The sequence below is a fragment of the Actinomadura napierensis genome, assembly GCF_039529375.1.
Classification (GTDB): Bacteria; Actinomycetota; Actinomycetes; order Streptosporangiales; family Streptosporangiaceae; genus Spirillospora; species Spirillospora napierensis.
The window spans coordinates 26,580-50,313 of sequence record NZ_BAAAMR010000077.1 but is presented as its reverse complement, the minus strand read 5'-3'; the positions used below and the strand labels follow the sequence as shown (position 1 = coordinate 50,313).

Here is a 23,734-nt window from a genome sequence, read left to right as displayed (position 1 = left end):
CGAAGCCCACGCGGCAGCGTCAATCGCTACCGGGGCTTCCTCAACCGCCGCGGGTCACCCGGTGACCGGCGGGACCAAACCGTCTCAGGCGGTCCGAAGACGGACGAACATGTAGACCATAATGCGACACTACCAGCACCAACAGGGCGAGTTGATCACTCCGCCCTCCCGGCACATCATTCGCCTCGCCGTGGCCACGCGGGTTCGGCGGTCATGGGCGGCGGACGCGGTAGCGCAGGTGCATGACCTGCTGCGCGGGGTTCTCGGTCTCCGGAGTGGTCAGCCGGCGGATCAGGTCGAGCTCGACGTGCTCCGCCGGCAGGTCGTCGAACAGCCGCCGTCCCTGCCCGAGCAGGACCGGTACGACATGGAGTTCCATCTCGTCGAGTTGTCCGGCCCGTAGCAGTGCCTGCGCCGCCCCGGCGCCGTGCACCATGACCTCGCCGTCCCCGGCCGAAGCGCGGGCCCGCGAGGCGCATTCGCGCACATCGGTGACGTAGCGGACGCTGCCGGGCGGTGGGTCGTCCGGGACGTCGTGGGTCAGGACGAAGATCGGTACGCCGTCGTGGTGGTCACCCTGCCAGCGGCCGGCCAGTTCGTAGGTGCGGCGACCGGAGATCACGGCGCGGGTGGCCATCGCCTCGGCGAACACCTGGCCGCTCGGGCCCGGATCGTTGCGCCGGTCAAGCCAGTTGAAGAGGCGGAACCCGTCGATGCCCAGTGGGGCGTCGGCGTCGTCCTGTGGCCCGGTGACGTAGCCGTCCAGGGACATGGTCATGTAGAGCCGGATGATCGCCATCGGTCAGCCCTCCGACCGCGCGCGGTAGCGAAGGTGCTGCACGCCCGGAGCGTCCAGCGCACGGATCAGTTCGAGTTCGATGTGGTCGGGCGGCATGTTCTCGAACAGGCGGCGGCCCTGCCCGAGCAGGACGGGCACCAACTGCAGTTCCATTTCGTCCAGCAGGCCGGCGCGAAGGCACTCCTGCGCGGTCGCGGCGCCGTGCAACAGGATGTCGCGGCCACTGGCGGCGGCCTTGGCCTGCGCGACGCAGGACTCGATGCCGTCGGTGACGTAGCGCGCATGCCCCGGTGCGGGCTCGTCGGGTGCGGCATGAGTCAGCACGAAGATCGGGACGCCATCGTGGTGATCGCCGGCCCAGCCGCCCGCGAAGTCGAAGGTGCGCCGACCGGTGATCACCGCTCCCGTGGCCATCGCCTCGTCGAACACCGTCGCGCTCGGCCCGTCGGCGGGACGGTGCGAGCGCGGGTCCACGTCGCCGGCGCGCAGCCAGTCGTGCAGCCGCTCTCCGTCGACTCCGAGCCCATGCTCCATCCCGTCGTCCGGACCGGTGATGAATCCGTCCACCGACATCGACATGTACAGCACGACCTTGCTCATCGCGGGTCCGATCCGCCGGTGGTGAGGGCAGTAGCGGTCATCATGGAACGCGTTTCCTTTCGTGACGGACTACGAGGCGAATGCTTCGCCTCTTGTACGAGGTTCTTCCCGGCCCGCGCCGGGCATTGACCTGCTCATTCAGCATGCAAGATCGTGAGCCGGGGTTGTATCCCAGATTTCTGGGGGAACGCGCAATGCGATTCGCGTACATTTCGGTGCATGGCGAACGCAGCCGCACACGCACGCGTTCGCGACGACATCGCGCGGCTGGTTCACCGAGGCATGCCGGTACCGGAGTTCTCGCGGGCCGTCGGCGACGCGCTGAGCCGCGCCGTGCCCGCCGAGGGCACCTGCCTGATGACGATCGACCCGGCGACCATGCTTCCGACCGCGGAGTTCGTCGAGAACGGCCTGCCCGCCGCCGAGATGCTCCGGCTCGTCGAGATCGAGGTACGCGAGCCGGACTTCAACAAGTGGGTCCACCTGTCCCACGCGGACCGTCCGGCGGCCAGCCTGAGCGAGGTCACCGCCGGTGATCTCGACCGCAGCCTGCGCCAGCGGGAGATCCGCCGGCCCGGCGGCTTCGCCGACGAGTTGCGGGTGGTCCTCGCGGGCGGCACGGCGACCTGGGGCGCATTGACCGTGTTCCGGGAGGCGAAACGCCCCTACTTCTCGGCGGCCGAGGTGCGGTTCGTGTCGTCGCTGGCCGGGTTGATCGCCGACGGACTGCGGCGAGGACTCCTGCTCGATGCCGCGCGGGACGGTGACGCCGACACCGGCCTGTTGATCCTCGACGCCGACGACGGCGTACAGATGACGAACCAGGCTGCGCAACGTTGGCTGAACGAGCTGGGCACCGGCGACCGGGCCGGTGTCGAACTGCCGCTGGTCATCCCCGCCGTCGCCCGCCAGGCCCGTGCCGTGTGCGACGCCGCGGCGACCGCGGCACGTGCGCCGGGCGATATCCGACCGGCCAGAGCCCGAGCGCTCACCCGATCCGGTCAGTGGCTCATCGTCCGGGGCTCGCTGATGGGCGACGGCCCGGAATCGCCGGTCGCGGTGATGCTCGAAGCGGCCCGTCCCGCCGAAATGGCGCCGCTGATGGCCGACGCCTACGGCTTCACCAACAGCGAGCGGCGCGTCACCGAACTGGTGGCGCAGGGCTTGTCCACCAGGCAGATCGCCGACCGGCTGCAGGTGTCGTCGTACACCGTGCAGGATCACCTGAAGTCGATCTTCGCCAAGTCCGGCACCGGCTCACGCGGCGACCTGATCGCCCAGCTGTTCTTCGATCACTACGCCGCTCCCCTGACGCTGGGAGCCGCGGCGCACCCGTGAGGCCGCGGTATTCGCCCACCGATCACCGCGATCCAGAACTGCCCCAGAAACGCGACCCACAAAAGACGGCACGGCCGGTGACCCGCCAGGTGCCGAGTGGAGGTGTTCAGCGTAGTTCGACTGCGATGCCGTGTGCGGTGAGCATTTCCAGGAGAGTGTCGAGGATTACCGCCGGCAAATGTCGGTGGCGGTCGTGGCCGGCGATGAGGTGCCGGCGGGCCACCGTCGAGTTGTGCCAGACCAGTCGGAAGGGAGCGGCAGCGCCCCACTCCCCGCTCAGGCAGTCGTCGAGGGCGTCCAGGTTCCAGCCGAAATAGCCGCCCGGGCCGTTGATCGCCTCACCTATGCCGCAGTAGAAGCCCTCGATGTCGGTGACGAAGCGGCCGTCGAGGTGAAAGGCGGTTCCTGCCTGCTGGTCGGGGGTGCTGTGGCGGTGATGGGCCAGTGCCACGCCGGCCCACTCGTGTCGCAGCGTCCGGTCATAACGCGCCCACAGGTTGCGCTTGGTGGGCCGACCGGTGAACCACAGATCCAGGATGTCGCGGGTCGCCGCAGGGCGCGGTTCACGTGCGTCGCTGGCGATGGTGACGTCCAGGACGTCGGAGCCGAGCGTGGACGGGACGCTCGACAGGACTGTGCCAGACACGATGCCATCGACCAGGCGAACCGTTGAACCGTCGGCGGCGACGGCTCCCACGTCCGCCGACACCCGGCGGCGGCGCAGGCCGGCCTTGGTCGTCTGGTGTGCCGCGGCGATCGCGGTCATCAGCGGCGGCTCGGGCCGGCAACCGACCAGGGTGATGTGCGGTACCGGCGGCCCGGCGGGTTCACGGAACAGGCCGGTGATGTCCGCGCAGACACCGCATGGCGCGTCGTCCGGGCCGCTCAACACCAATCCGGTGATGTCATCGGGACGGGTGACTCCGTCGGTACGGTCGTGCACATCGACCAGGCCCTCCAGGTCGATGTCGAGATGTTGCGGGGAGGTCCGCGACGGCCGGTGGTCCAGGACGGTCACGTCCAGCAACTGCTCGCCGATCCAGCCGCGCCGTGCCGCAGGGTCATCGGGTCTGGCCGACAGCCACAGGTTGCCCAGCCACGCCCGTCCGGGACCTGCGGTGTTGGAGGGCATGGAGTTGAGTACCGAAGCAAGTACGCCGTCCGGCATGCAGCCCAGGAGGGTGAAGCGTTCCCGGGGCCGGGGCGGCAGATCGACGAACAACCCGTCGATGCCGGCACACAACGCCAGGGCATCATCGCCGGGAAACTGCGGTGTGCCGGTGAATCCGACGAGCAGCCAACGCGGCGGAAACCGCCGGTCCCATGTCCACCGCCGCTGCCACGGATCGTCGGCTCGGCCCAGGCGGTCGGTCACAACCCCCGACCGTACCGGCCGCCAACACGCGGACCCTGACGATCCGGCAGGGGCCGTCCGACCGGTTGCTACCGCCAATATCAGGGCTGGTCCTCCTCACCGGCCGCTCACAGCCTCGGAGCGGAGCAGCAACTCGGCGACCTGCCGATGTTTCCTGTGCTCAGGCTTCTTGCGGGTCGGGGCGGCGGGCTGCCCAGACGGTGCGCTCGGTGCGTACCGTCAGGTCGTCGCGGCGCAGGATGCTGTGCGGGCTGCTGGTGTCGAGGAGCTGGTCTAGCGCGGTGAGGTCCTCTAGGGAGATCCTTTCGGCGATGGCGCTGCGGATGCGCTGCAGGACGCGGAGGGCGTAGAGGCCGATCGCCTCGCTACGCGAACCTTCGATGTTCACGGCGATGGCGCGTTCGCCCTCGATCGTGAAGCCGGCGGCGGTCAGCATCGGGCCCCAGTCGGCGCCGCGGTGGGGCATGTGTTCGGCTTGGAGGCGGTCGGCGGCGGCGTGGACGCGTTCTTCCAGGCCGGGCCGGTCCTTGGGAGCGTTTTCGGGCAGGAAGCGGGGATGGCCGGCCAGTTCGACGACGGCGAACAGGCCGCCGGGCGCGAGCGCGTCGTGGACGGTCCGCAGGGCGTGGTCGGGGTGGGCCATGTGGTGCATCGAGGCCGACGCCCATACCAGGTCCGGTGAGCCGAGGTCGGGCCAGGCGGCTTCATCGAGGTCGGCCTGCACTGTGCGCACGCGATCCTGGACGCCGCGGGCGCATGCCTTGGTGTGCAGGCGCTGAAGGTGTTCGGCGGACGCGTCGACGGCGGTGACGTGCGCGTCGGGGAAGCGGTCGAGGAGGGCGAAAGTGCCCGCGCCCGTCCCACAGCCCAGGTCCACGATGTGGTGTGGGCCGGTATGCAGTGGCAGCCATGCGGTGATGGAGGCGGTGTGTTCGGCGAGGACCTCGGCGTCCAGGTCGAGGATCTCCGCCTGGCCGTCGGGTCCGTGGTGGTGACCGTGCGAAGCGTCGTGGCGGGTGGTGTGCGTGTGGGTTTGGTTCATGCTCTTCACACTAAGACGGCCATGCGTATATGGCATGAGCCCTTCCAGTTTACGCAAGGAAGTGGTCGGGAGTGCTGCCCGAGGCGCAAGAGGTCGCCGCTGCGCAGACCGTTGCGCGGCCCTGCGCCATTATTCGGGAGCGTCCTGAGCGTTGCCGCCGTCGCCGTCGCGCTGGTGGCTGCGGCGGGCGTCGCGGTCGAAGATGCCCAGGACCTCGCACGGGCCTGAGTCCGCTCCAATGGCGTGCGGCATCATCGTGGGGAACTCGGCCGCCTGGTTGGTCTCGAGGCGGATGCGGTTGTGGCCGAGCATGAGGATCGCCGTGCCGGACAGGACGACGAGCCATTCGTGCCCCGGGTGCGCGCGCATGCGCGCCGGGTTCTCTGGGGGCGGTTCGGTTATGCGCTGGCGCACCACGCTCATCCCGGGTTCGGCCTTGACGGTCCAGCGCATTTGACCGCGGGTGTTGTCGATCATCGGGCTGGTGACCACGTCGTCGGTGGCGGTCTCCACCAGCTGATCCAGCGTGGTGTCCAGGGCGCGGGCGAGGACGACCAGTTGGTCCAGTGCGAGGCGGCGCTGGCCGTTCTCGATGCGGCTCAGCGAGGACTGGCTGAGGTGGGCGCGGGTGGCCAGCTCCTCCAGGGACCACCCCTGCGCCACCCGCAAGGCGCGGATGCGTTTGCGTACGAGGCTGTCCAGCTCTCCATCTCCTTGCGTCATGGGCAACATCGTATGCCTCGAATGCAAGACCGGCTTAGCGTCGTCTGCAGATGCTCCGCAATACTGGCGTCCTGTTCGTCTACATCGCCCTCCGCGGTCCCAAGAACACACCCGCCGCGGTGTAATGCACGGTGCTACTCCGAACTGCTTGGCTTGCGGACGTGGTCAGTCAGAACGGTGAGGACGAGCTTGCCGCGGGTGCGGCCGGCCTCGCCGCGGACGTGGGCCGCGCTGGCCTGCTCAAGGGGGAAGGTCTCCTCCACCCCGACGGCGACATGACCGGCGTCGATCAGGCCTGCGATCGTGGTCAGCGCGGCGCCGTCCGGCTCGACCAGGTACGGAGCGACGTGCGTGCCGGCCGCCTCGGCGGCCTTGGCCAGTTCCGGGGAGACGCCGGCCGGGACGGCGACCAGCAGGCCACCGGGACGCAGGACCTTGAGCGAGCGGGTGCTGGTCTGGTCATGAGCGTCGCCCACCAGATCGACGACGACGTCGACGGCGTCGGCGGCGTCGGCGGCGTCCTCAAAGCAGGTGGTGGTGTAGTCGATGGTCTCGTCGGCGCCGAGCTCCTTGAGCCAGGAGTGGCGGGCTGCGCTTGCGGTGGCGATCACGTGGGCGCCCAGGTGCCGGGCGAACTGGACCGCGAAGTGACCCACTCCGCCGGCGGCGGCCGTGATCAGGACGCGTCGGCCGGCCCGCACGCGGGCGGTGTCGACCACGGTCTGCCAGGCGGTCAGGGCAGCCAGCGGCACGGCGGCCGCGTGCACATGGTCAAGGGCGGCCGGCTTGCGGGCCCACTGGCGGGCCGGCGCGGTCACGTACTCGGCGAAGCCGCCGACGGCACGCGGGAACCAGGGCATGCCGTACACCTCGTCGCCGGGCGCCAGCGTGGTGACGCCGAAGCCGACCTCCTCGACGACACCGGAGACGTCCCAGCCCAGGATCAGCGGGGACGTCTGCAGCCCCGCCATGCCCTGGCCTTCGTGGGTCTTCCAGTCCACCGGGTTGACGCCGGCGGCGTGCACGCGCACCAGCACCTCGGTCGGCAGCCCGGCCATGCCGCATCGCGTTGCCGTTCTCGCCCTGGACGGAGTCCTGCCGCTGGACCTGGGCATCCCGGCCCGGGTGTTCAAGGAGGCCTGCTCCCTCGGCGGGCGGCCGGTGCGCACGCACGAGGACTACCGGATCGTCGTCGATCACGACGAGTCGGTGCTGGAGACCGCGGACACCGTCGTGCTCGCGGCGGCCGGTCTGCTGGACGGTCTACGGGCCACCACGCACTGGGCGCTGTGCGACGCGATGGCACGGCTGTTCCCCGGCGTAGAGGTCGATCCGGACGTGCTGTTCGTCGACAACGGACGCATCCTGACGTCCGCCGGCGGAGCGGCCGGCATCGACCTGTGCCTGCACCTCGTCCGTCTGGACCACGGGGCGGCGGTGGCCTCGGCCGCCGCGCGGCGCTGCGTGGTGGCGCCGTGGCGAGGGCGGGGCAGGCGCAGTTCATCGAGCACCCGGTTCCGCAGGACACCGGCCGTTCCACTTCGACGACCCGGCAGTGGGCGCTGGACCGGCTGGCTGAGCTGATCACACTGGAGGACATGGCCCGGCACGCCCACATGAGCGTGCGCACGTTCACCCGGCGGTTCCGCAGCGAGGTGGGCAGTAGCCCGCTGAAGTGGCTGGCGCAGCGGCGGCTTGCGCACGCGCGCATGCTGCTGGAGTCCACCGACCTGACCGTCGCACGGATCGCCACCGCCTACGGCTTCGGCGACCCCGTTGCCCTGCGCAAGCACTTCCACACGTACTTGGGCCTGTCACCACTGGCCTACCGTCGCGCCCACAACGCACCGGAGCCGATGACGGCGCGGTGACCGACCACCCAGCCGCGACAACGTTCCGCCCGCCATCGAATGACCCGTTGACGTGTGGCCGCCGTATCAGGCGATGGACTCTCCGCGTTCGAGTTGGTCGTCGTATGCGCGCTGTCGCGACTGGATGACGTCCATGTTCCGCACCGTCCAGTCGTAGAACTGGCCTAGCGGTTCCTGGAGAGAACGACCCAACGGCGTCAGGGCGTATTCCACTCCAAGCGTTCGTCCGGACAGCACACGACGCGTGATCATCCCGTTGCGTTCGAGGCGGCGCAGGTTCTGGGTCAGCACCCGTTGGGTGATGCCTTCGAGACGTCGTTTGATGTCGTTGAACCGGCGAGGTTCGTCGAGCAGCACCGCCAGGATCAGGATCGACCACTTGTTCGCGATCTGGTCGATGATCGCGCGGCTCGGACAGTCGGTCCGGAAGACGAGCTCATCGTTCATGGTGGTATCCCCGAGCATACCTAGGATGGTGAAAGTGCGTAATTGACGCTGTATTTCGGCTCGCCATAGCTTAGGTATACATCAGGAACCTGTAGCACTCAACCGCTAGCCGCGACATGCGCAGGCGGGAGCGCAATGCGATCAAGGAGTAGGCGTGGCCGAATATTCCCTTCCGGCGGAGGAGTACTCGACTCTGCGGGTCTCGGTCGACCAAGGGGTCGCGAACGTAGTCATCGACAACCCGCCGGTCAACGTGCTCAGCGTCGAACTCATGACGGAATTGCTGCACTTCCTCAGAACGGTGCGCGACGTCCCTTCGGTTAAGGTCATCGTATTCAGCAGTGCCATCCCGGACTTCTTCATCGCGCATGTCGATATGGCACTGGATCCGCAGTCGACGGCGTTCGTCGAGCTGATGAATGCCGCACCGAAAGGTCTCAACGTCTTCCAGGCGATCTCTGAGGCCGTGCGGAACCAGCCTCAGGTCACCATCGTGAAACTCGCGGGCATCGCCCGTGGTGGCGGAGCCGAGTTCGTCACGGCGGCCGACATGACTTTCGCGGCGATCGAGACGGCAGGACTCGCCCAGTGCGAAGCACTGATGGGCATAACTCCCGGTGGCTCCGGTACGCAGTACCTCACGCACCGCCTGGGCCGGAACCGTGCGCTCGAGATCCTGCTCGGCGCGGACCTGCTCGACGCACCGACCGCTGAACGCTACGGCTGGATAAACCGGGGCCTGCCCGCCGCCGAAGTCGATGCCTTCGTCGACCGGCTCTCCCGCAACATCGCGGCACTGCCCGGCGGTGTCATCGAGGCCGCCAAGCTGGCCGTACCGCCGAAGGATCTCACCGAGGGTTTTGTACGCGAACACGACGCATGGGCAAGCCTTATCGCGCGCCCCGCGGCCGGAAAGCTCATCCAGGGCGGTCTGGAGCGCGGCGCCCAGACGCCAGAAGGCGAACTCCGTCTCGAAGGCCTGCTCCGGGACCTATGGGAAGACGTGAAGGAGCCGGCGGCAGGCTGACCGAAGCGAACATCATGTTCACTCGAGTCCGGTTGCACCGGCAGCGCGCCGGATGGCGCGCAGCCAGGCGGGCACAGGGCCGCGGTGCCGCCGAGTTGGCCTGAATCCAACTCGCGCCTCCCCCGCGCCTGGATCAGCCGCGGGGAAAGGCGGCCCATTCGGTAATGCCGAAGCCGTCACCGTTCTTGCGGATCTCGGCGGCTCCGTGTCCCGGCCAGTGGGCGGGGATGATGAGCTCTCGCAGCTCGGCCGCGCGGGAGAGGTAGGCGCGGCGGGTCTTGGCCGCGAGCTGGAGGTCGTCGCAGAAACAGCTGTTCCATCCGGGTTCAAGGACTTGGACGGGGCTGTGCAGCATGTCCCCGACGAAAACGGCGCGGTCGGTGCCCGAGCGGAGAGTGAGGACGGACGAACCGGGGGTGTGGCCCGGTGCGGCCTCCAGCAACAGGTTGCCGTCGATGCGGTGGGCGTCCTCCCACAGGACGACCTGTCCGGCTTGGTGGATGGGGGCGATGCTGTCGTTGAACACCAGCTTGCTGCCCTCCCAGCGGATGCGCTCGTGCTCGTCGCGCGGCGCCCGGCTGCGACGGGCGCTTTCCGGGTCGAAGTAGAGGTTGTCGGCGCGGGGTATCAGGTAGGTGGCGCTGGGGAAAGTGGGTAGCCATTGCCCGTCGCGCAGTTCGGTGTTCCAGCCGACGTGGTCGTAGTGGATGTGGGTGTTGACGACCATGTCGACGTCCTCGGGCGCGACGCCGGCCTCGCGCAGGCGGGCGAGGTAGTCGGTTTTCAGCCCGGCGAACTGCGGGACCTGCGGGCGCTCCCGGTCGTTGCCGACCCCGGTGTCCACCAGGATGGTTTTTCCCTCGCTGCGCAGGACCCAGGTCTGGATGTGGCAGCGGTAGGCGTCGTCGGCCGGGGTCCAGAAGTCCGGCGCCAGCCAATCCTGATTGTCCCGCCAGGTCTCCTCATTGCTGTCAGGGATGATGAAGCGGGCGGTACGGATGGGGCCGGACCATTCGACGACGCGCGTGATCTCGACATCGCCGAAAGAAATGGTGTCTGCAGGCATGACGGGTACTCCGGAGAGAGCCGGGGGCAGATCGGATACGGATGTGGTGGGCGGCTCAGGCAGGCCGCACCGGGCCGGCGGACGCGGGGGCGTAGCGGGCCAGGAAGCTGAGGACGGCTTGCTCGATCACCACGTCCGCGGAGGGCTGAACGACGACCTCCTCCTCGAAGGCCATGACCCCCGGCCAGACGAGGAACTCCTGGACGAGGCCCATGAACTGGCGCGCCGCGAGGTAGGTGTCCGGGCATCGCAGACGGCCGCTGCGGACCAGACCGTCGAGGCAGCCGACGAACGCGTCCACGACGGGCCCTTTGCCCACCCGGTAGAACTCGTCCGCGATCCATGGCAGGCGCCCGGATTCGGCCACCACGAGCCGGGCGAAACGGATCTGGTCCGTCTCGGTGGCGAAGCGTTGGAGCGATCTGGCGAAAGCACGGAGAACCTCCTCGGCGCTCGCGCCCACGTCGCACTCGACGAGCCGCCGGTCCGGGCCGGCGAACGCCGACCAGTGGTAGCGGACCATCTCCCGGAAGACCGTCTCCTTCGAGCCGAAGCGGTTGTAGACGGTCTGCCGTGACACTCCGGCGTGCTCGGCGATCCGCTCCAGACTGACCCCGTCGTAGCGGTCGGCCAGGAAGAGTTCCTTCGCCGCTGCGAGGATCTTCTCGTCGGAGGCCGACCTGCGGCGTCCGGGCTCTTTCCGCCGAGCCGACGGCCGGTCCACGTTCGACTGTTCGTTCACGCTGCTCCGCTCCCCGCTCGCATGCTGGTTCCCGAGTCGGCAGGAGACGTCATCGCGGTGCCGCCGAAGCCCATGTGGTGCTCGGACAGCCCGCACCACACGGACGGCGCCACCACGACGGGTCGGCCGCGTTCGGCCATCAGCACGGCGGTGCGGCGGCACACCTCGGCGGCAAGGAAGTCGTCCACCCCGGTCGGCAGGTGAAGGCCGTGCTGCTCGGTGACTCCGACCGGAAGCAGTACCGGAGCCCCCGGACGCTGCCCGCTGCCGAAGCGCGACAGCACTCATGCGGCTCCACATGTGGGCATCCATGCAGGTCCCTTCCTCGTCCCAAGTTAGACTTTACAGTACAGTCCAACTTTGGGTCGACCGAGCCCTCGCCCCATCCAGTTGGCGCTCGAGAACTAGGCGGCGTCGACGTCGTCGACGAAGCCGAGGACGGCCTTCGCCAGTTCCTCGGGGGCCTCCATCGCGGCGTAGTGGCCGACGCCGTCGAGTCGGACGGAACTGATCTCCGACGACGCGACCTGGGACATGGTCCTGGCCGTGAACGGGCCGCCGCCGGCCCCGACCGCGAGCACCGGCACGGTCAGCCCGGAGGACTCGGCGAGGGCCTTGAGTTCGGGCCCCTCCCGAAGCAGCGAACGGTAGAGGCCGGTCGCGCCGCGCCAGCCGTCCGGGCGTGCGTAGGTGCGGACGAAGTCGTCGATGTCGGCATCGGTGACCGCACCCGGGACGGCGGTCATGGACGGGAACGCGTACTGCCCGAGGAACTCGCGCTCGCGGCCGGCCAGGAGCATCTCGGGAATGCCGGACGCGGCCAGGACCCCGATGTGCCAGGCGCCGCCGTGCGCGACGTCGGCCAGCTTCTCCCAGCCGAAGCCGGGCAGGCTCGTCTCGATGGCGGTGAGGCTGAGCACGTCTTCGGGGTGAGTGGCGGCCAGCCGGAAGACCGTCGCCCCGCTGATGTCCTGCCCGGTCAGGTGGACCGGGCCGAGGCCGAGATGCGCGATCAGCTGGCGCAGGTCCTCGGCCGAGGCCTTGCTGTCGTGGTCGCGTGGCGCGATGTCAGAGTCACCGAAGCCGCGCAGGTCCACGGCGAAGACCCGGTGGCCGGCGGCGAGCAGGGGGATGAGCTTGCGGAAGGCCCGCCAGGTCTCGGGGAACCCGTGGACCAGCAGGATCGGGGACCCGGCGGTCCCGGCGGCGACGTAATGCAGGGTCGTTCCGTTGACGTGGGCGCGGTGGTGGGTGATCTCGGGGACGGTCACGCTCGCTGGTGCGGTGGTCATGTCTCTCTCCGTATTTAGACAGCCTGGCTGACCAAACAATAGACAGCCCGCCTGTCTTTTGTCGAGGGCCGTATCCTTCTCCCATGTCTCGCTCTGGCGCAGATCTCGCGCTGCTGCTGCTCGGGGGCTTCCGCACGCTGGTGGACGCCGCGACCGCCGAGCTGGCCGATCGCGGCTACGAGGACGTGCGTCCGGTTCACGACTTCGCCATACGCGCCATCGCCGCCGGAGCCGACAGCGCCTCAGAGCTGGCCCGCCGCCTGTCGATCACCAAGCAGTCGGCCGCGAGGACCATCGCGGTGCTGCAGGAGCGCGGGTACGTCGCCCGCGACACCGACCCGCGCGACGCCCGCCGCAAACGCCTCCAGGTGACCGATCTCGGCTTCGAGGTGCTGCGCCAGGGCGAGACGATCTTTGAGGAGCTCCGCGATCAGTGGGCGCAGCGAATCGGCGCCGCCGAGCTGGAGAGCATCGAAGAACACCTCACGGCGCTGGTGGGCGCGCAGCCAGTGCGCTTCGACACGCCCGCGTGGATCGCCCGCGACATCGGCGAGCCGGCCTGAGCCAGGCGGCGGACCACCGCGACAGCACTGCCCGACGAACCATGGCTTCGATCTGGGCATCGACGATGTCGGAGCGGCTGAGAGGAATGTCGTAGGAGCTGCGGGCGGCCGTGACGAGCCGCCGGTTCGGCGCCGCCTCGGCGAACTGAGCCTGGCCGTCCAGATCCGAGAGGGCGTTCTGGACCTTCCACGGGCGGGGACCGGGTCGCTGGCGCCCATCCCCTCCCGGTCGTAGGTGATGATCTCCGAACCGGTCTCCCTCGCCAGGGCCGGGACGATGTTCTTCCAGTAGGAGGAGTCGAGCCCGCCGCCGGCGTCCAGGACGAGCGCGGGCAGGCGGCCGGGGGTGACGTGGAAGGCCAGCCTGCGTCCCTTGTTCAGTAGCGGGTGATCGGCGCCCAGCCCTTGACCGCAAAGGCGCCGCCACGGGACTCGATCTCCAGGGCGCTGTGGCCGCTGAAGTGGGCGGGCAACACCAAGGCGCCTTCGTCCGCGGCCCAGCCGAGCAGTCTGCGGCGAGTAGTGCGGGCCTCCGCCGCGTCCTGGCAGAAGCAACTGCTGTGGTCCGGGTGCATCAGCTGCAGCGGGGTGTGCAGGATGTCGCCGGCGAACAGGGCCCGGTCGCCGCCGGACTCCAGCTTGATCACGCTGGATCCGGGAGTGTGGCCGGGGGCCGCTTCCAGGCGCAGGTTCGCGTCGATGGTGTGGCCCCGCTCCCACAGCCGCACCTGGCCGGCGGCGTGTACGGGGGCGACGCTGGCTTCGAAGACGTTCTCGTTGAGGCCGCCGGCGATCGCCGGGTTGTTCGTGGGGTCGAAGTACTCGAAGTCGGCCTTGGGCATCAGGTAGGCGGCGTTGGGGAAGGTGGGCACCCATGCGCCGTCGGCCAGGCGCGTGTTCCAACCGACGTGGTCGACGTGCAGGTGGGTGTTGACCACCAGGTCGACGTCCTCGGGCCGGACCCCGGCGGCCGCGAGGTTGCCCAGGTAGTCGAGTTGCAGGTGGTCCCAGAACGCGGCGCCCGGGAGGGTCTTGTCGTTGCCGATGCCGGTGTCGATCAGGATGACCCTGCCCTCGCTGCGCAGCAGCCAGGTCTGGAAGGCGCCGTGGACCACGGCGTCCTCGGCGCCCAGGTGGTCGGGCACCAGGCTTGCGCGGTGCTCCTGCCAGGCCTCGGCGGGCAGATCGGGAAAGAACTGGTCGGTGGGCATCACCGGACCGTGCATCTCCTCGATCCGGGTGATGGTGACATCGCCGAGCTTGAGCTCGTTCATGAGCGGTTCCTTCTTGTTTTCGGGCACGCCAAAGGCGCGCGTGCCGTGTGCGGGAAACGGGTGGGTGGGGCCGGCTACTCCGGAAGCACCGGGAGCTGCGGTTCCTCGACCGGTGCTTGAGCGCTGTGCGGGCGGGTGGCCGCGGTGTGCACCAGCAGTGTCATCGCGGCCTGCGACGGCGAGCCGGCCTCGGTGGTCGCGATGACGAGCACCTGGCCGGTTTCGGTGAGCAGCGTCTGCTGGGTGACGGTCATCGCTCCCACCAGCGGGTGGCGCATCCGGTAGACCGCGGCGCCGCCGGACTTGACCTTGTGGTCGGCCCACAGCCTGGCGAACTCGGAACTGTGCATCGAGAGTTCGCCGATTAGCGCGGCGAGCGCCGAATCATGGGGGAACCGCCCGGAGGCGGCCCGTAGCGTGCCCACCACGGCGCGGGCCTTGGCCGGCCAGTCCTCGTACAGCTCGCGTGTGTGCTCGTCCAGGAACACCAGGCGCGCCATGTTCGGGCGCTGCCCCGGGCGGTCGGGGCCGTCGAAGTCCAGATGCCCGGCGAACAGCGCGTGCCCGGCGGGGCTCCACGCGAGCACGTCGCTGCGTCGGCCGAGTACCACGGCCGGTACGTCCGCGAGGGCCTGCATCAGTTGCCGTGCCGCCTCGCCCACCCGTTCGGGTGCCGCCCGCCGCCCGGCCGGTCGGCCCTTGGAACCGGCGGCCAGGGCGTAAAGGTGCCGGCGTTCGGCCTCGTTCAGCCGCAGCGCGGTCGCGATCGCGTCCAGGACCTGCGGCGAGGCGTTGGACGACAGCCCCTGCTCCAGCCGCGCATAGTACGACGCGCTCACCCCGGCCAGCATGGCCAGTTCCTCACGCCGCAGCCCCGGAACCCGGCGCAGGTCACCGTACGTCTCCACGCCGAGTTCCTCGGGCCTCACCTGCGCACGCCGAGTCCGCAGGAACTCACCGAGCTGCCGTCGTCCGTCCATGGCCCCAGTATTCGCCGCCGCCCCCTAGCCAACCACACCCTGCCAGTGACAGGCAGCTGCGGGAGAGCCGCAGGGGAATACCGGTGACCAGGAATCAGCAGGTGTTCTTGGCGGGCTCCCCGGCGAAGCGGTTCGTCAGGAAGGTCATGGCGTCACCGTTCCTGGTCAGCATCTCCAGCGCGTGCTCGCCGACCGCGTCGCGGACGGTCTGCACGGTGGCGCCCTTGGCACACCAGTCCTTGGCGAGCTTGTCGGCCTGCCCGACCGGGACGATCTCGTCCGTGTTCGCGTGGTAGTTGAAGACCGGCGTCTTCGGCGCGGCCCCGCCCATCGTGTTGGCCTTCAGGACGGCTTGGACGCGCTGCACCGACAGCGGGTCCGGCACCGTGCTGTACTGCGACAGCTTCTTGAAGGCGAACCGGGTCAGCAGGTCCGTCAGGCACTTGCCCTTCGCGTCCTGGAGCGCCTTTTTGCCCTCGTCGTTCATCAGCGGGCCGATGTCCATCTCCGGGAACTCGGTGGCAAGGCTCGTGGCGGCGGCCGCCTCGAAACCGGAGAAGACCCCGCCATCAAGGGACCGCGCAACCGCCTCCGGGTCCGCCGGGGTGCCGCCCATTGCGGCGCCCTTCAGCTCGATTTCCGGTGCGTAGGACGGCTGCATTTGCGCGGCCCAACCGGTGGCCTGCGCGCCGCCGGAGTAACCGTTGAGCGCCCACGGATTGTCCTTGCCGACGCCGGAGATCCCGGTGAGGCTCTTCACCGCGCGGATGCCGTCGAGCACGGCGTACGCGGTCTGCGGGCCGGCCATGAACACCGACTTGGGGCCTTCGTGGTCGGGCATCGCGACCGCCCAGCCCTTGTCGAGCATCGACCCGGAGAGCAGGGCGCCCATGCCGGCGACGGCGTCCCCGGAGGCCAGCCCGTAGGAGGGGCTGCACTGCGTCCCGGTGGAGTCCTCGGGGGCCTGCACCGACACCATCGGCCGGGCGCCCGTCCCCGTCCACGCCTTCTTCGGGACGATCAGGCTGGTCACGTCCAGTTGCGGCGCCATGTGCGAGTCGTTGCTCCGGTAGGACACCTGCCACGCGTCGGCCTTGCCGTCCAGGTCGGCGATCTTCGGGGTGATCTTGCGGGTGCCGACGACCTGGCCCGGCGCGTACGTGCCGATGTTCGCGGGCGCGGCGTAGAACGGGTCCTGGTCGGGCGGGACGGACCCCGGCGCGGGATCGGCGGCGTGGGCGGGCGCGGCGAGCACGATGGCGGTGAATGCGGACGCCAGCGGCAGCGCCGAAGCGGCGACGAGCGCCCTCCGGGCGGCGGACGAGACGGGATGCATCGGCTCTCCTGGGGGTGGGAGACGGAATCGATGTCCCGAACTTTGTCCTGTGGTCCTTATCTTCAGATAGGTAGTCGACCGCAAATTCCGCGGCACCGGTAGGCAACTCGGTGACAACCGCGCGGCCAACCGGCGCGGTCACTCCGCGCCTGCCAAGGGAGGCCGGGAGGAACCGCAGGGACGACCGGCGAATGATCTGAGCGGTTGACCAGGGCGGCGATCCCATTCGGACCCACCAAGGCGCACACGGTCATCGGGGTCACCGTCCCGTTCCAGTATTACGCGCAGGTGGGGCCTTTCCACAAGCCCCTATGCGAGGTCCATAATTGCCGCCCGCAGGCAGGTGCGTTGAGCCGAGACCAGGGGGTACGGATGCGTGTTCTGCTGTCCACGATCGGGTCGCGAGGTGAGGCCCAGCCGGTCCTCGCGCTGGCCGTCCGTCTGCAAGACCTGGGACATGAGGCGGTGGTCTGCGCACCGCCGGATTTCCAGAAATGGGGGGAATCGCTCGGCGTGGAATATGTGCCGGTCGGCCCGTGGCTGCAGAACACGGGCAAGCCCGAAGCGGCCAGAATTCCCACGGCCGAGGAACGTCAGGCGATGATCGACGGGACGGTGGCCGAGCAGTTCGGCAAGGTGGTGCCCGCCGCCGGCGGCTGCGACGCCGTGGTGGGCGGCGGCGCTCTTGCGATCGCGGCGCACTCGGCGGCCGAACATGAGCGGGTGCCGTACGTGTACGCGGCCTTCGCGCCGATCACGCTGCCCTCTCCGCACCATGCACCACCGGCCTTCGGCATGCTCGGCCGCCGGCCCGATGGCCATGAGCCCGACATCACGACACTCTGGCGCGAGGAGCGGGAGCGGTGGAACACGATGTGGCGGCGGCCCCTGAACGTCCAACGCGCCGACCTCGGGCTCTCGCCCGTCGACGAGGTACGGCCGCACCTGTTCACCGCGCAGCCGTGGCTGGCGGCGGATCCGGCACTCGCCCCGTGGCCCGGCGGCGCCGGCCTGGAGGTCTTCCAGACCGGCGCATGGCTGCTCACCGACGACCGACCGCTCGACCCGGCCGTTGAGGAGTTCCTGGCGGCAGGGTCGGCGCCGATCTACTGCGGATTCGGCAGCGGCCGCGCACCACAGGGCATCGCCGCTGCGGCGATCTCGGCCGCCCGGTCGCTGGGCCGGCGCCTGATCCTCGCAGCCGGCTGGGCCGGCCTCGACCTATCGGAGCCCGACTGCCTGGTCATTGGCGAGGTGAACCAGCAGGCGCTGTTCCCGCACCTGGCCGCGGTCATCCACCACGGCGGCGCCGGCACCACCACCACCGCGGCTGCCGCCGGCGTACCGCAAGTGATCGTCCCGCAGGCGTTCGACCAGCATTACTACGCCGCCAGAGTCACCGACCTCGGGATCGGAACAGCGCTCACCGACACGCCCGCCCAACTACTGGGCGAAGCCCTGGCCACCGCCCTGACCGAAGGCACCGCCCGCCAGGCCCGATCCGTCGCCGCCACCATCGACACCAGCGGCGCACTGCACGCCGCCCAAGCCCTTCTCGATCTCTCATGACAGCCGCTTGGGTGTGGATCGGGCAGCGTGCCGGGCCGCGATCAGGTTTCGGTACCAGTGCGGCGAGCCTGACCGCAGCACAGGGCCGCCGGGCGGGCGCGTTGCCCGAACGGTGAACCGCTTCGCGTTGACGGGGTTCCGGCCGGCGTCCCAAAAGGTGCCGTCCACGGCTATCAGCCGCAGTCGGCGGCAGAACCCGGCATGTAGTTGATTTACTAAATCAACTACATTAGAGTGCGGCCATGCCACCACGCGAAGCCGGAGTCACACGTCTGATCGGGGCCCTGTTCGCGGTGCTGGACAACATGCAGCGCGCGCGTAAGGCGATCCCCGACGCCGCGGCGCTCGCCGTCCTGCAGGTCATCGGCGCGGCCCAGCGGGACGATCCCCGCGAGGGCGTCCGCCCTTCGCAGATCGCCGACCACCTCGAGGTGCACCGTTCGGCCGTCACCCACCACCTGCAGGCGCTGACCCAGGCCGGGTACATCACCGCGGCCCCCGATCCCGCCGATCGGCGGGCGTCGATCCTGACCCTCACCGATGCCGGGCGGGAGACGGTCGACCGGCTCACCCGGCAGGGCAGGGCCCGCTTCGCCTCCTTCGTCGCGGACTGGACCGACGAGGAGGTCACGGAACTGGCCCGCCTGCTGGAGAAGTTCCGCGCCTCCGCGCAGGCCGTCAACGAGACAGAACCCCCTCCCAGCGCACCTGGCTGGAAAAGTCGCTAAGGAACACCCTTGAAGCGTCTCGCCACCCTCCTCCCCCTCCTGCTGGACCTGGTGGTCCCGACCGCCGGCTACTTCCTGCTCCACGCCCTCGGCATGGACGACGTCTGGGCGCTCACCGTCGCCGGCTCGGCCGCCGGTGTCACCACGGTCGTCAACAGCGTCCGCAGGCGCCGTGTCGACCTGCTGGGCGCCCTGGTCTGCGCGGAACTGGTCCTGTCGGTCGTGCTCGCCCTGGCCACCGACAACCCGCGGCTCGTCCTGGCCCGCGCCGCGTTCTACCTCGCCATCGGCGGAGCGGCGCTGCTGGCCTCCAGCGCGGCCGGCCGTCCGATCACCTACCCCGCGGCCGAGCCGATGGCCACCAAGGGCGACCCCGTCCGCGCCCGCGCCTACGCGGCGACCTGGGACCGCTCCGCCGAGTTCCGGCGCATCCACACGCGCCTCAGCTCCTTCGTGGGGATCGGAATGCTGGCCTACGCGGCGCTGCGGCTGGTCATCATCTTCACCGCTTCGTCGGTCGCCGACGCGGTCTGGGCCCAGGAGGTGCCCGGGATCATCCTGCTCGCCGGAGCGCTGATCCTGATCCGCCTCCAGGTGCCCAAGCTGAGGCGCATCGTCGACGCCCAACAAGCCGCCCTCGCCTCCGGCGACCAAGACCCCCACGCGGCCGACACGGATGGCCAGGCGCGTCTCGCCAGGAATGGGGACAACAGATAGGCGGACCGTTGACCACCAGCAGCCCCGCACCCGACGGGCCTCCAGCGGTTACTGGGCGGCGGACAGAGGACAGTACAGGTCGACGCCGTTGCCGTCGGGATCGGCGACGGTGGCGTACCGCATCCCCCAGAACGCGTCCCAGGGCTCCTGGATCCCGTGGTGGCCGGCGCCGGTCAGCTCGGCGTACTTGGCGTCGACGTCGGCCGGCGCAGGGAACTCGAAGGCCAGGAAGGTACGGGGATCGCCCTCAGGACGCGTCCAGCCCGCGGTCTGGGCGGAGCCGCGGAACTTATCGGTGTCCAGCATGAGGTGCAGCCCGTTCGGCAGGTCGCAGCCCGCATGATCCGGAAAGGCGGGGTCGACGGTGAAGTCCAGGCCGAGGCGGCGGTAGAAGGCGATCGCCGCGTCGATGTCGGACACGATGACGTCGATCGTCTTCAGTGTCGGGGTCATCTCCGGCTCCTTTGCGTAGGCGGAACTCGTCACGGCCGACCCGGGAGCCGATGGGCGTCCGGGCCGTACCGCTTGTCACCACCAAGACGAACAGCGACTCCCCCGATCCGACACCTCGCGGAAGAGAGCGGAAATCTCTTCGGGCGAGCCATGAGGCGGCCGGTGGAGGGTTCGCGGCCAAGGCGGTCGGCGAGGTGACCGGCAGGGACCTGGCGATCCCCACAGCAGGGGGTAGAGGCCCTTGATCAGGCTGTCGGCGGTGCCCTGACCCGCTGAAGCCCGTACCGCTGCGGACCGGGCACTGCTCACAGCGCTGCGGCGGATGCCGCTCCTGGTGCAGCCGGACACGGTGCTGCAAACGTTCGGAGAGCGTCGGTGCAACAGCGGCACTGCGCTACAGCTGCTGTGTCGGTGAGGACCGCTAACACCCTTCAAATGTGCTGTGGGTGCCCGGCATGGCTGCCGGGCACCCACAAGGGACAGACAAGTGGATCGGATCCCACTGCCAGCTTGAGGATAGTGGCCGATGACCGGCCGGGTTGGGATGAGCGCGCGGGACAAAGCCGCATTCTTCGTCGCGATCGGCCAGGTGATCAAGGAAGGGCCGGCCGAGCGGGACGGTAACGGACGCTATGCCGCCGTCGTCCTGGTCGAGCTGGATCTCTGGCCCGGGTTTCCCGTTGTGGATCTTGCACGGTTTTTGGGAGCCGCCGGGCGTAGGCCGGCGCCGGTAGCGGCCAGAGCAGCTCGCCTGGGTCAGGCGCGTGGGACCGAAGCGGCTGCGCGCCCAGGACCATCGAACGCGGCTGACAGTTGCTCCGCCAAGGCGCGTAGACGGCGCGGCGGGGCGGCTGATGCGCCGGCACGGTCTGCAGGGTGTGGACCAGTAAAGCCCACCGGGCTCGGTGAAATCGGGGTATATCAGATGCGTCGACACCGGGGCCTGTTGTCGGCCATTCCCGTTCCTCCAGGTGAACCCATCCTTGTCAGTGGAGATGCCCCGGTACCGCCCAGCACGGGAACGGCATGATGCGTCCGGACAATTCCATCGAATCGCCGCCAGGCCCGCTGCTTGGCCACTGTGAGTCACGTCTGCTATACGTATAGCGACCTCACCTGATTCGAGGTGGGGAGGGGACATCCGGTGTCCTCATCGGGGGGATCCGGGCGTGACAAGAAGAAAAGGGAATCACATGAAGTCCTTCAGCTACACCGAGCTGGACAAGCTGGCCGGCGAGGTTCTGCCGGAGCGCGCCGTGCTGTCCACCCTTCTCGTCGGTGGCGGCGACAGCGACAACGACAACCTCAACCTCAACCACGGCGGCGGCGACCACGACGGCGGCACCACCGCGGTCGTCCCGAACTGCCAGAGCAACATCAACCACTCGCAGGGCGGCCTCGTGGGCGCGCTGGGTCTCAGCTCCGAGAACCCCAACACGTCCTTCACCTGCGCCGGCAGCTCGGTGGTCTCGGGTCACTGATCCGATTCGACGTGCTCGCGGGCTCCGGCCCGCATGGGAAGGGCCGACGTTCTCTCGTCGGCCCTTCCCCCTTTTCGTGGGGGGGCGCTTCCCTTCTTTTTGGTCAGCCGCTTTCGGCAGCTTGGAATTCGATTCCATCTGCAGCATTTTGGGGACTGAGATCAGCCGGTAGCGAATGGTGAAATCGCCGTCAAGGGCCGCCATGCCGACCGAAATGGTTGGGGCTGCCGATACGCCGGCCGTGCTGCCCGGCGGTGGCGTGGGTGCGTTGATCGGCGCGCACGCCGTTGGCCTGTCGTCCGCCGGTCACCACCGTCCGCCGGGGTCGCTGCTCGCCTGGTTCACTGCTTCCTTGAGGACGCCGGCGCCCAGCACCGGGTGCGGTCGACCACACCGCACCGGGAACACCGCTCTGTCCACGCCGTCGCTGGGCCTCGCTTCGACAGGCGCAGGTCGGAGCCGCTGGGAGAACCACACCATCTTCCCCGGCGCCGTCCGGTACCACCCGCAGGCGTCCGACAGCGCCGCGATCAGTACCAGGCCGCGCCCCCCTTCAGCGTCCTGGCCCGCGCGCACGGGCCGGGGCGGGAAGGGGCTTGCGTCGGCGACTCCGCACACCCCTTCGCTCCCGGCCTCGCCGAGGCCCAGGCATAACAGCACCCGGCCGGCGTCGCCTTCCGGCCCGGACGCGACGCCGTGCAGTACCGCGTTGGTGACCAGCTCACTGACCATCACCATGCCGACCTCGGCCAGCGGGTCCAGCCCCCACTCCAGCCAGGTCCGGTGCACCAGCTCCCGTGCCTGCGCCGCGGCGGCCGTGCCGGTCAACCGCCACCGCATCAGCCGTGCCCCATCGGGCACGCTCACCGAAACGGCCTCGGCCGCTGCGGCGTGCTGCCGGGCTGCTCCCTCCACAGCGGCGGTCATCACCCCGCCCGCCGGTTTCCCGATCAACGCGCCCGCCAGGCTCTGGCGGCCTTCCTCCTGGACGTGGGCGCGATCGCGTTCGGCGCGGTCGACCGCCGCCCGCCGCACGTACTCGGTCACGTTCACCCCGGCCAGCGCGGCGGCCTGCGACAGGACCTGCCGCTGATCGACGGTCACCGCCAGCGCCCCCACCTCCTCCGACGCCGCCAGCCCCGGACGGTCCACAACGGCGCGACCGGGGGCGGCAGGGGAGGGTGGATCGGTGCTTGCTTCAGCCGCGGCACTTCCGGCCGGACCGGCGGTCTCGGACGACGACGGCGGCAGGGCCGTCCGCGGACGATCCATCACGGCCTCACCTGATCTGAGAATTCACAGGCCAGGGCAAGACCGGGGTCTGGGGTCATCACCCCACGGGCACCCAACCGACGCGAACGACCTCGCCATCAGGCGCCCGAACACCCCCCGCCCTACCCTCCACCGCCCCGCCCCAACCACAGCGCAGCACCCGAGCCGTTCCGCGGCCCGATCGGTGCAGCACAGCGCCGGAAACCCGCACGAAAATCGTCACAACAGCTGCCGCGACGAGGCCTTCGCATGGGAAGTCGTCGGGTTCACGCCGGGGAGGTCGGATCGGGGGTGAATCTCAGGTGCCGGTGTACCACTCGCTGAGCCACTTGGGTGAGGGGGGCGTCGTGGGTGAAGGCGTAAGCGCGCAGTCGGACCAGTGCCTCCTCGACGTCGCAGTCGAGTTGCACCGACACCATTCCTGCGGCCTGGTGGATTTCCGGTCCCAGTGCCAGTGACTGGGCCGGCACGGCCCGACCGCCGTCGCCTGCGCGTTCGTTGAGCAGCAGCGTCAGAATCGCGTCGGCGAACAGCAGCGCGTCGGTGTGCTCCCCGGATTCCAGCACGCCGGGCCGGTCGCGGCCCAGCACCAGCGCGCCCACCCGCACGGCACCGATGGCCAGCGGGAAGGCGAACACCGCCCGGAGCCTGGCGGTGTGGGCGGTGACGGTGAACAAGGGCCACCGGCGGCCGGAGGCCGCGTCGGCCAGATCAGCCACCAGGACGGGCCCGCCGGTGGCCATCGCGTCCGTGCACGGCCCGTCCCCGCTGGTCAGTTCGGCCTCCAGCAGATCGCGACCGAGCTCGCCGGCCGCGTACAGCGGTTCCAGCCGGCCACCGTTGAGCAGTGAGACACCGACTCCGCCGAGAGTCAGCGCGGCCACGGCCGCCTCGCAGGCGTCCTGGGCCGAAAGGGGGGCGGCCCGCCGCCGCGCGCATGCGGCGATCAGCTCCCAGACCCGTCTCTCACCCTTGCCCAGCACCGCGACGACCGCCTACCGAATTGAGAGGACACTCCTCAACCTACGCCCGCGGCAGT

Annotated in this window: 26 protein-coding genes; 9 read left to right on the top strand and 17 right to left on the bottom strand. The window is 69.6% G+C overall.

Annotated features, from left to right (window positions below; translation table 11 throughout):
* Nucleotides 1-211: 211 nt before the first annotated feature.
* Together ABD296_RS34115 and ABD296_RS34110 are read right to left on the bottom strand one after the other, a co-directional pair.
* Complete coding sequence (locus ABD296_RS34115) at nucleotides 212-799, bottom strand: dihydrofolate reductase family protein (protein WP_344276913.1); 588 nt, start codon at nucleotides 797-799, stop codon at nucleotides 212-214.
* Between the two features lie 3 nt (nucleotides 800-802).
* Nucleotides 803-1,399: a dihydrofolate reductase family protein gene (locus ABD296_RS34110; RefSeq protein WP_344276910.1), complete on the bottom strand. Its 597-nt coding sequence runs from the start codon at nucleotides 1,397-1,399 to the stop codon at nucleotides 803-805.
* Between the two features lie 357 nt (nucleotides 1,400-1,756).
* On the opposite strand from ABD296_RS34110, the gene ABD296_RS34105 reads away from it, so the two are divergent.
* Entirely contained in the window at nucleotides 1,757-2,737 is a 981-nt protein-coding gene (locus tag ABD296_RS34105; protein WP_344276908.1) for a helix-turn-helix transcriptional regulator, read from the top strand.
* Between the two features lie 106 nt (nucleotides 2,738-2,843).
* Here ABD296_RS34105 and ABD296_RS34100 read toward each other — a convergent pair whose 3' ends face one another.
* From ABD296_RS34100 to ABD296_RS34085, 4 genes are all read right to left on the bottom strand, one after another.
* Nucleotides 2,844-4,112, bottom strand: coding sequence for a barstar family protein (locus tag ABD296_RS34100; RefSeq protein WP_344276906.1), 1,269 nt, complete (start codon nucleotides 4,110-4,112; stop codon nucleotides 2,844-2,846).
* Between the two features lie 160 nt (nucleotides 4,113-4,272).
* On the bottom strand, nucleotides 4,273-5,154 hold the full coding sequence (locus ABD296_RS34095; protein WP_344276903.1) for a class I SAM-dependent methyltransferase: 882 nt from the start codon (nucleotides 5,152-5,154) through the stop codon (nucleotides 4,273-4,275).
* A gap of 129 nt (nucleotides 5,155-5,283) precedes the next feature.
* Entirely contained in the window at nucleotides 5,284-5,877 is a 594-nt protein-coding gene (locus ABD296_RS34090) for a helix-turn-helix domain-containing protein (protein WP_344276901.1), read from the bottom strand.
* Nucleotides 5,878-6,011: 134 nt separating this feature from the next.
* Nucleotides 6,012-6,935, bottom strand: a complete 924-nt coding sequence (locus tag ABD296_RS34085; protein WP_344276898.1) for an NADP-dependent oxidoreductase — start codon at nucleotides 6,933-6,935, stop codon at nucleotides 6,012-6,014.
* Between ABD296_RS34085 and ABD296_RS34080 the strand changes: the two genes are divergently transcribed.
* Nucleotides 6,934-7,461, top strand: a complete 528-nt coding sequence (locus ABD296_RS34080) for a type 1 glutamine amidotransferase family protein (protein ID WP_344276896.1) — start codon at nucleotides 6,934-6,936, stop codon at nucleotides 7,459-7,461. The genes ABD296_RS34085 and ABD296_RS34080 overlap by 2 nt on opposite strands.
* On the top strand, nucleotides 7,353-7,748 hold the full coding sequence (locus ABD296_RS34075) for a helix-turn-helix domain-containing protein (RefSeq protein ID WP_344276894.1): 396 nt from the start codon (nucleotides 7,353-7,355) through the stop codon (nucleotides 7,746-7,748). Before ABD296_RS34080 ends, ABD296_RS34075 begins: the two co-directional genes overlap by 109 nt.
* Nucleotides 7,749-7,814: 66 nt before the next feature.
* Here ABD296_RS34075 and ABD296_RS34070 read toward each other — a convergent pair whose 3' ends face one another.
* Nucleotides 7,815-8,195 carry a winged helix-turn-helix transcriptional regulator gene (locus tag ABD296_RS34070; protein WP_344276892.1) on the bottom strand — a complete coding sequence of 127 codons (381 nt, stop codon included), beginning with the start codon at nucleotides 8,193-8,195 and terminating at the stop codon, nucleotides 7,815-7,817.
* Between the two features lie 154 nt (nucleotides 8,196-8,349).
* Between ABD296_RS34070 and ABD296_RS34065 the strand changes: the two genes are divergently transcribed.
* A complete protein-coding gene (locus tag ABD296_RS34065; RefSeq protein ID WP_344276890.1) occupies nucleotides 8,350-9,222 on the top strand; it encodes an enoyl-CoA hydratase/isomerase family protein in 873 nt (290 codons plus the stop codon).
* A gap of 133 nt (nucleotides 9,223-9,355) precedes the next feature.
* Here the strand turns inward: ABD296_RS34065 and ABD296_RS34060 are convergent, their stop codons facing one another.
* The 4 genes from ABD296_RS34060 to ABD296_RS34045 form a co-directional block, all read right to left on the bottom strand.
* A complete protein-coding gene (locus ABD296_RS34060) occupies nucleotides 9,356-10,288 on the bottom strand; it encodes an MBL fold metallo-hydrolase (protein WP_344276887.1) in 933 nt (310 codons plus the stop codon).
* Nucleotides 10,289-10,343: 55 nt separating this feature from the next.
* Nucleotides 10,344-11,030 carry a TetR/AcrR family transcriptional regulator gene (locus ABD296_RS34055; protein WP_344276885.1) on the bottom strand — a complete coding sequence of 229 codons (687 nt, stop codon included), beginning with the start codon at nucleotides 11,028-11,030 and terminating at the stop codon, nucleotides 10,344-10,346.
* On the bottom strand, nucleotides 11,027-11,314 hold the full coding sequence (locus ABD296_RS34050; RefSeq protein ID WP_344276883.1) for a creatininase family protein: 288 nt from the start codon (nucleotides 11,312-11,314) through the stop codon (nucleotides 11,027-11,029). The genes ABD296_RS34055 and ABD296_RS34050 overlap by 4 nt, the downstream gene beginning before the upstream one ends.
* 120 nt (nucleotides 11,315-11,434) lie before the next feature.
* On the bottom strand, nucleotides 11,435-12,322 hold the full coding sequence (locus ABD296_RS34045; protein ID WP_344276880.1) for an alpha/beta fold hydrolase: 888 nt from the start codon (nucleotides 12,320-12,322) through the stop codon (nucleotides 11,435-11,437).
* An 83-nt stretch (nucleotides 12,323-12,405) separates the two neighbouring features.
* On the opposite strand from ABD296_RS34045, the gene ABD296_RS34040 reads away from it, so the two are divergent.
* Nucleotides 12,406-12,885 carry a MarR family winged helix-turn-helix transcriptional regulator gene (locus ABD296_RS34040; protein ID WP_344276877.1) on the top strand — a complete coding sequence of 160 codons (480 nt, stop codon included), beginning with the start codon at nucleotides 12,406-12,408 and terminating at the stop codon, nucleotides 12,883-12,885.
* 377 nt (nucleotides 12,886-13,262) lie between these two features.
* Here the strand turns inward: ABD296_RS34040 and ABD296_RS34035 are convergent, their stop codons facing one another.
* The 3 genes from ABD296_RS34035 to ABD296_RS34025 form a co-directional block, all read right to left on the bottom strand.
* On the bottom strand, nucleotides 13,263-14,159 hold the full coding sequence (locus tag ABD296_RS34035) for an MBL fold metallo-hydrolase (protein WP_344276875.1): 897 nt from the start codon (nucleotides 14,157-14,159) through the stop codon (nucleotides 13,263-13,265).
* A 74-nt stretch (nucleotides 14,160-14,233) separates the two neighbouring features.
* Nucleotides 14,234-15,139 (bottom strand): helix-turn-helix domain-containing protein, encoded by a 906-nt coding sequence (locus ABD296_RS34030; RefSeq protein WP_344276872.1) that lies wholly within the window; start codon nucleotides 15,137-15,139, stop codon nucleotides 14,234-14,236.
* A 94-nt stretch (nucleotides 15,140-15,233) separates the two neighbouring features.
* Nucleotides 15,234-16,475, bottom strand: coding sequence for a lipase family protein (locus tag ABD296_RS34025; RefSeq protein WP_344276869.1), 1,242 nt, complete (start codon nucleotides 16,473-16,475; stop codon nucleotides 15,234-15,236).
* Between the two features lie 372 nt (nucleotides 16,476-16,847).
* On the opposite strand from ABD296_RS34025, the gene ABD296_RS34020 reads away from it, so the two are divergent.
* From ABD296_RS34020 to ABD296_RS34010, 3 genes are all read left to right on the top strand, one after another.
* A complete protein-coding gene (locus tag ABD296_RS34020) occupies nucleotides 16,848-18,044 on the top strand; it encodes a glycosyltransferase (protein WP_344276866.1) in 1,197 nt (398 codons plus the stop codon).
* A gap of 242 nt (nucleotides 18,045-18,286) precedes the next feature.
* Entirely contained in the window at nucleotides 18,287-18,772 is a 486-nt protein-coding gene (locus ABD296_RS34015; protein ID WP_344276863.1) for a MarR family winged helix-turn-helix transcriptional regulator, read from the top strand.
* 9 nt (nucleotides 18,773-18,781) lie between these two features.
* A complete protein-coding gene (locus tag ABD296_RS34010) occupies nucleotides 18,782-19,489 on the top strand; it encodes a VC0807 family protein (protein ID WP_344276860.1) in 708 nt (235 codons plus the stop codon).
* A gap of 48 nt (nucleotides 19,490-19,537) precedes the next feature.
* Here ABD296_RS34010 and ABD296_RS34005 read toward each other — a convergent pair whose 3' ends face one another.
* The gene (locus ABD296_RS34005; RefSeq protein WP_344276857.1) at nucleotides 19,538-19,942 is read right to left on the bottom strand and encodes a VOC family protein; all 405 of its coding nucleotides are present in this window, start codon (nucleotides 19,940-19,942) and stop codon (nucleotides 19,538-19,540) included.
* 1,193 nt (nucleotides 19,943-21,135) lie between these two features.
* Here ABD296_RS34005 and ABD296_RS34000 point away from each other — a divergent pair.
* Entirely contained in the window at nucleotides 21,136-21,423 is a 288-nt protein-coding gene (locus ABD296_RS34000; protein ID WP_344276855.1) for a hypothetical protein, read from the top strand.
* 306 nt (nucleotides 21,424-21,729) lie between these two features.
* On the opposite strand, the gene ABD296_RS33995 is transcribed toward ABD296_RS34000, so the two are convergent.
* Together ABD296_RS33995 and ABD296_RS33990 are read right to left on the bottom strand one after the other, a co-directional pair.
* Nucleotides 21,730-22,575, bottom strand: coding sequence for an ATP-binding protein (locus tag ABD296_RS33995; protein WP_344276853.1), 846 nt, complete (start codon nucleotides 22,573-22,575; stop codon nucleotides 21,730-21,732).
* Nucleotides 22,576-22,961: 386 nt separating this feature from the next.
* Nucleotides 22,962-23,678 carry a GAF and ANTAR domain-containing protein gene (locus ABD296_RS33990; RefSeq protein ID WP_344276850.1) on the bottom strand — a complete coding sequence of 239 codons (717 nt, stop codon included), beginning with the start codon at nucleotides 23,676-23,678 and terminating at the stop codon, nucleotides 22,962-22,964.
* Between the last annotated feature and the right edge of the window lie 56 nt (nucleotides 23,679-23,734).